Below are 7,442 nucleotides of genomic sequence, written 5' to 3' on the forward strand. Positions count from 1 at the left end.
AAACATTAGCCTCCATTTCATCCAATTCTGCTACGTAAGGTAAACCTTTAATTTTCTTCCTAAAATTTCTATTATCGATCTTTACCTCATATAATTCCTCATAAAACTTCTGAAGTTGGTTCAGTGGAAACTTTTTAGGAAGTAAGTGAAAGACAAGGTGTTTAGTTTTAATCGATTCTTTAATTCTTTCTATAGCATCATTTACCTTTTTTTGATGATCAAAGGGTAATTCGGGTATATCCTTATAGTTAACCCATTGAAATAAATGTGAACTTTTAGACGAAGGTTTAAACTCTTCAAATTTTATCAGGGCATAATATGCAATAGAAGCTATCCTTTCCTGAGGAGAAGAATCGGTTAAACTGTACGCTTTCAATTGTTCCAGATAAACATTAGATACACCAGTTTCCAACCATAGTTTATTTTTTGCAGTATCTATAAACTCCTCTGTTTTATTTACAAAGCCTCCTGGTAAAGCCCACCTCCCTTTTTCTGGTTCATTTAACCTTTTGATAAGTAATATTTTCAATTGATTGTTGGCATGATCATAAGCCAGTATAACACAATCCACAGCTATCTTAAAAAGCATAATTGACTTTACGTATTTTTTACGTTAACTTTAAACTTTCAACAAGTAAAACTAATTAAAATGACTACAAAAACACTCCCAAAAAGAGCTATTCTATTTGATCATGATGGTTCTGCAGATGATTTTCTCTCACTAGTTCTACTGCTCACTATGAAGGAGATTAACCTTTTGGGAATTTCCATTACTCCGGCTGATTGTTTTTTAGAGGATGCTATTAGCACAACCCTTAAAATTTTATCAATTGCCAAGAAAAAAGAAATAGAAATAAGTACAGGAAGATTCCATGGCATAAATGCATTCCCAGTAGAATGGAGGGCCAAACCCAAAATATTAAATGCCTTACCTGATTTGGTTACCATTGACACTCCATTTGCGGTGGATCAATTTAAAGAAAGTACAGAAATGTTTGCTCAAAGGATATTAACTTCAAAAGAACCTGTATCGATTTTAATGACAGGCCCCTGTACTAATCTCGTTCATGCCTTGGATAAAACACCTGCCATAAAAGAAAAAATTGAAGAAATAGTCTGGATGGGAGGTGCGGTAGATGTAGAAGGAAATGTAAAGACATACAATCATGCTGGAACAGCTGAATGGAATGTATATTGGGACCCAATAGCCTCAAACAAATTACTTCAACACAAACTTCCCCTCACCATCATTCCATTGGATGCTTGCAATCAAGTCCCTGTATCCATTGAATTTCTAAAACAACTCTCTTCACAGTCAGAATATTTATATTCAAGACTAGCTGGACAGTTTTGGGCAACTACCATTGATACCATTCCCTCTTATGAGTATATTTATTTCATGTGGGATGTATTAGCAACCAGTTACCTGGATATACCTGAAGCCTTTGTCACAGAAGAAATGGAGCTAAATGTACACCCAACGGGGCCCAACTCTGGTAATACGGAAAGAAAAAAAGGAACTGATCAGTGGGTTAAAGTTGCCAAGAGTGTCAACAAAAGCTATTTCTATGATTATTTATTAAAACAATTCAAATACACCCCATAATTTCAAGGTGGTGCTATAATTTCTCAACTATTGAAGAATAACCTGAAATCAATTTTTAAAGCAACTAACTTATTAACATTGCCAATTCTCCTTAATTAATAAATAATCCAATTTAAAGCTTAGACCAGAAATTAAATATGAGACTAAAATTTTCCCATATTCTTTGGCTGGCATCTACCGCCCTGATTATCTGGCTCATTAAGAAAAAAAAGAAAGGGGCGGAGCTCCCCTTATTAGAAACCGTAGAAAAGGTAGATTTGGACAAATACGCCGGACAATGGTTTGAGATTGCTTCATTTCCCACTCGATTTCAAAAAGGCTGTAGTTGTACATCGGCCACTTATATACCGAGGAAAAATTTTATAGAAGTCTACAACCAATGCTTCTTACGTCATAAAGACAAGTGGAAAAACATTAAAGGAAAAGCTTACCCTGTTAAGGGAAGTGGCAACGGCAAGTTAAAGGTACAATTCTTTTGGCCTTTCCGGGGCGATTACTGGATAATAGCCCTGGACAAGAATTACTCCTGGGTGGCAGTGAGTGAACCTCGACGAAAATACCTTTGGATTCTTTCCCGTACAAAAACCATGGAGGAAAACACCTTCCAAGACATTATAGAAAGGTTGAAAGAGAAACATTTCAAGCTAGATCGCCTGCAGCGTACCTCTCTCAACTGTCCCAAAGTGTAAACACCTACTAACGCAATACCACAATCCCCCCCCTCTGCTCTTGCTTTCCGGCTTCTGGATTTCCTCTTTCGGAATACCGTATCAAATAAGCATATGTTCCGACAGGTACAAGTTTCCCTTTAAACTTCCCATCCCACACAAAATTAGGATTGTTGGTTTCAAAAACCGGTTCTCCCCATCGATTGAAAATAAAAAACTCAAAATCTTCTACCACAGCTGTGTTAACCTCAATTCTATACCCATCATTAATTCCATTGCCATTAGGGGTAAAAGCATTGGGTACGAATACCAAGGCTTCACAGCGTTCATCCACTCGAAAACGATAAGTAGCCGTACATTCCCCGTCCGTAAGAATAACCTGATAAGGACCTGGAATGGTAAGTGCTAAAGTTGGGTTGTTTCTAACTTGCCCATTTGGAAGGCTCCATTCGTAGGAATCATATTGTCCGGGATCTAATTCTACCCATCCTGTATCATCGCTTGGGCAGTAAAAATAAAGAGGTTGAATTTCAGTACTTGGAAGTTTTGGGAATACTTCCTCTACCAGTATTTCTTCAATCCCCTGACATCCTGTACTTCCATCCAAGGCTCTAACGGTATAGTTTCCCTTCTGATTCACTGACAACTCCTCTCCAAAACCCAACACATTTCCCTCAGAATCGATCCATTGATAAGTTACATTATTAGAAGATGAGGAAGAGGCAATTAAGGTGGTTGGAGTAATTATATTGCCATCTACACAAAGGGGACCGTCCTGCATAATATCTAGTTCAAAATTTTCTTCTAAAATTTCTATACTTTTTTCAGAAGGACAATAATCAGGTGCATTTGTACCAATCATGGTAAAAGTACCTGGTGCATTAATCACAAAATATCCTTCACCATTTACTTGAACAGGAGCTCCATTTTCATCATTTAACTCAGAAATAGTTCCAGCAATTTCTGTTTCCATGTTTAAAAGGAGAGGTTCCCCACAGAAATAAAGTTGATGGGATGCAACTTGAAAGGATTGACCTTGGTCATAACTTACTTCTATATCAAACGCAACGGAATCTTTTTGCAGAATTTCTTCTTCTACAATCTGTGTACACCCTGCATCGTCCACGACCGTTACCGTATAAATTCCAGAGGAGAGTGAAGAAATTGTAAATGTGTTTCCATTCGGAATAGGAAAAGGACCTTCTGAATTTCCTTCACTATCTTGGTAGGTATAAGTACCACTAGTTATTGTCGGATTTAAAGTTAAATTTATACTTCCATTTAAATCATCACAATCACTACGGTCATGGTCAGCCGTAAGATCAAAGGTGGCATCCTCGTCCTCAATAATAATATTATTTATTTCTTGAGTACACCCATTGGCTTTATCCGTAATAATCACACTGTAAGTACCAGCTGCCAATGCCGTTCTATCTTTATCTGTATTTCCGTCATTCCATTCAAAGGCATAATCTCCCGAACCTGTTGACTGTGGAGTTAATGTGATTTCACCCAAGGAATTTCCACATCCTGGAGAATCCTTTGGGTTATCTTGAAAATTAGGAATAACATTTACCGTAATCATCACGGTATCTTTTGCTATACACCCGAAAGGTTCAGGAGTCTTCACTTCTACAACAACTTCAAATTCACCAGGGCTTGAAGTATCAAAGGACAATGATTGAGAGTTTTCACCGGAAATCTGAACTCCATCTTTAAACCACTCATAAGTAGAAGTAGTATTCGAAGCATCCAGAATTAGTTCTTCCCCCTGACAAATGCTTCTATCCGGCCCCAAGTCTACTTCCGGCCTACCATCGGACACCAAAAATTCTCCCTCGCTGGTACATCCAGTAGTCTCATCTGTAATGGTTACACTAAGTAGTATTTGACCAGAAACGGTGATTTCCCTTTCGGTTTCCCCCGTATTCCATAAGTAAGTCAAATCCGGGGTATCTGGTCCGGCTGCCACTTTAATACTATCTTCCTCACACATAGGATAACCATCTTCATAAGGGACTCCATCCACTAAGAATTGAGGAGGATTTGGGGGCTCAGGAACTGTAAAAGTAGTATCGGCTTCAAAGACAGGATCCAAACAACGATTATAAATTCTCAGATTAACTGAATATTCTCCGGGATTTTCATAAGCATGAATCGGACTTTGTTCTTCAGATGTTGTCCCATCCCCAAAATCCCAGAGGAATTTGTCAATACTCTCATCAGAGGGAGTTGCGGAAAATTGTACAGAATCACCTGAACAAACAGGGCCGGGTACCTCCCAACCTGGTTCATTGAGAGAGTTTCCGTTTTGTTGAATATTATTTGGAAGACCTAAACGAACAGTCCCAGGCACATCCAAATTTCTCGCTCCAAAAGAATTGGTTCTCTGATCATGGGCTGTATTGGGATTAATGGTTAAAAGTCCGGTTGTTAACCCATCAACCGCCCCATAAATAGCTCCGTCCGGCCCAATCTGCAAAGCTCCCAATTGCTGTCCTCCTGAAAAACCATTGACGGACCTCAAATCTTTAGTCCAAATGGAATCAGGATGAAATATCCAATCTGTCAGGGTTGTGTCTAGTTTATATTCATAAATTTTGGAGTTATTCCCATCGTAGGCACTAACAAATAACTTTTCTGAACCAGAAGAAAATTCCACACCGTAAGGCCTATAATTATTATCAGAAGGAAAAAATTTAAAAGGTTCATGAGGCTGTAAAAAGGGAGTCACAACACCAGTCGTGTCAAAATTAAAAACTTCCACAATTTTCTGTCCTGGAATAGCCACTGCAATCTTGGAGGCATCTCGGGACAATTTCATATAACCATTGGCATCTTCCGGGTCTTGTAAAGAATGAACAGAGCCCGCTGAAGATAAAATAGGATTACCTATTCCCTCAGGAGTAATGGGGTAAACCCGGAAGGTACTATTTCCATATTCATGAGTTATTAAGTAAGATGAACCACCCCCTTCAACAGCCACCATTCGCTCAGTACTTTTTTCAAAAAGTGGGATATTTTTTTTAAGTACTGTTCCTAGTCCGTTAAACCCTTTTAAATCAACTATGGAATAACTTAAAAAATAAGCATCTGGATCCGTTGGATTATTTGGTTTCACCTTTTTATTAACAAAAATGTAGAATAAGGTCTCATTATCAGGTACCGGCACTATGGTCACGGATTGAGCAGCCGTCAAATCTCCCCCTATATCCCCATTGCTATTTTCCATTAAATCGTGCTCCCTATGGTAAACATTAATACCATCAGAGTATAGGAGAGGCTCCCCATTGGGATCAGAAAAGACAGCCACCCCTTCAGGAGCATTCATTTTATGAGATTCCAGATTATCCACTACTCTGTCGGGAGGATTAAAATTAAGAGAAGCACTTTGATCTCCAAAATACCAAACATTCCCACTTTGATTTTCCACTCCATAATCCTTCACATTTACACTGGCATACAACTGACAACCCTGAACGTCGGCAATTACCCAATACAATCCCGGTTCCAAAATTTCAATTTCGGGTCCGGTTATCCCCGTATTCCAAGTCCAGTTTGCCTGGGGAGATTGTCCGCCTCCTCCCCCCGAGGAGGATTGTAATTGAGCTTCCAATGTAATGGTTTCCCCTTCGCATTTGGTAGTATCCGAGACCAGATTTATTTCATATTCAAAAGGAGTTATTTGCAAAATTTCATCGTGGTCGTCCTGTTCTGTTCCCCAAAAAGCTGTCAAGTTTACATTTCCTCCTTGCTCCAACTCCACAATTGGACTAAATACATTAGAACTTGAACCGTCAGGAAAAGTCCATTGTACCCGATCGGGAGTTTTGGTAAATTTCGTAGGTACTAACATTACCGGATTATTCTGGCAGGTAGGATTGGGAACAGCTTCAAATTCTATGGAATAAGTTTTATCAATTGCTGGGGAAAAAGATGGAAATTGCTCAGCCTGAAACACATCCCCATTAAATAGGGCAATTTCATATTCATAATCTTGTCCTGCACTTCCAATACTATCCGGATAATTAACCCTACCAAGTAGTATATCCCCATTCTCTTCGTACAAATGATAAATTCTTTGATCTGGCCCTATTTGAAGGCCAAAACTTTCAATTCCAGTGGCTAATTCAGTAGGAGTATTATTAGGAGCAAAAACTTCGTATTGAAGTAATTGATTGCCCGTAGATACATATAATAAACTATCATTGGGAGAAAGAACAGCATCGAACACTGAAGGATTATTAGAGGTGCCTGTTCCAAAAAATTGTTCTGAGCCTCCAAAAGCCCCTGTATTTGGATCAAAATCGGCCAATACTACATTGTCTCCAGCATTACTTGGGGAAATAACTAATTGGTTACTATCTCTGTGGAAGCTAAAATTCTCCGCCTCGTACCCTGAAAGTGGAAGGTTGCTACTTATTAATAAAGTGCTGCCAGCATTGTAATTACTAATCTCATAGGATGAAATATTATTTCCCTCTTGAACAATTAACCAATAAGCGGAATTGGCATCATTTGCAATAACCAACATAGCATTTGTAATTTGGCCAATTCCTCCAGGTTGATTGATATTATTAGGGTTCACTTCTCCCAAAGGAAAGTCAGGATCGTTGGCATTTCCTGGCAGGCTCAAATCAACAACAGTATACGAAAGGGTACCATTTGAATTGGTGAAAATATAATATTGCTTATCCTGTCCAGGAACTGGGGAAATAGCGGTTCCCTGATTGGTATTTAAAGCTCCTCCATTGAGATTTCCATTAAGCATTAACTCTTGAGAAGCATCATAAACACTTATTCCATTGGTAAAGAAAAGCACATCTCCAGTTTCCTGATCGGCAGCTACAGCAGAGCCGTACCTTCCATAAGAATTAATAGAATTAATATCATTCCAGAGGTTAGGTTGCTGGTCAGTCTTCCCAAACTGAAGGGTTTTCACTGGATCATTACCAAAATACCAGTTTAAATCTTGTTTGTTTTGGGAAAATCCAGCATTTAATGTCAAAGAAAGAACCAAAAGGCTAGGAGCCAAACTTTTCAAAATTCCCTTGAAACTATTTCGCATAATTTGGTCGCATAAGGTGTCTTTAATATTGGGAAATTTAAGGAATCATTTCATCAGGTTAGGGGAAAATTATCCACTTAGATATACTCTCTTTATAACT

General features: G+C 38.5%; 4 protein-coding genes. 2 read left to right on the top strand and 2 right to left on the bottom strand.

What is annotated here, in order from left to right:
* On the bottom strand, window positions 1–589 hold a 589-nt coding region (locus E1171_RS12025), incomplete at its 3' end, for an NUDIX hydrolase (protein ID WP_155206252.1).
* Window positions 590–649: 60 nt separating this feature from the next.
* Here E1171_RS12025 and E1171_RS12030 point away from each other — a divergent pair.
* Together E1171_RS12030 and E1171_RS12035 are read left to right on the top strand one after the other, a co-directional pair.
* Entirely contained in the window at window positions 650–1,606 is a 957-nt protein-coding gene (locus E1171_RS12030; RefSeq protein WP_155206253.1) for a nucleoside hydrolase, read from the top strand.
* Between the two features lie 137 nt (window positions 1,607–1,743).
* Window positions 1,744–2,295: a lipocalin family protein gene (locus tag E1171_RS12035; RefSeq protein WP_155206254.1), complete on the top strand. Its 552-nt coding sequence runs from the start codon at window positions 1,744–1,746 to the stop codon at window positions 2,293–2,295.
* Between the two features lie 7 nt (window positions 2,296–2,302).
* Here the strand turns inward: E1171_RS12035 and E1171_RS12040 are convergent, their stop codons facing one another.
* Window positions 2,303–7,342 (bottom strand): T9SS type B sorting domain-containing protein, encoded by a 5,040-nt coding sequence (locus tag E1171_RS12040; protein ID WP_155206255.1) that lies wholly within the window; start codon window positions 7,340–7,342, stop codon window positions 2,303–2,305.
* Between the last annotated feature and the right edge of the window lie 100 nt (window positions 7,343–7,442).

Source organism: Xanthovirga aplysinae (genome assembly GCF_009711365.1).
In the GTDB taxonomy this organism is placed as follows: Bacteria; Bacteroidota; Bacteroidia; order Cytophagales; family Cyclobacteriaceae; genus Xanthovirga; species Xanthovirga aplysinae.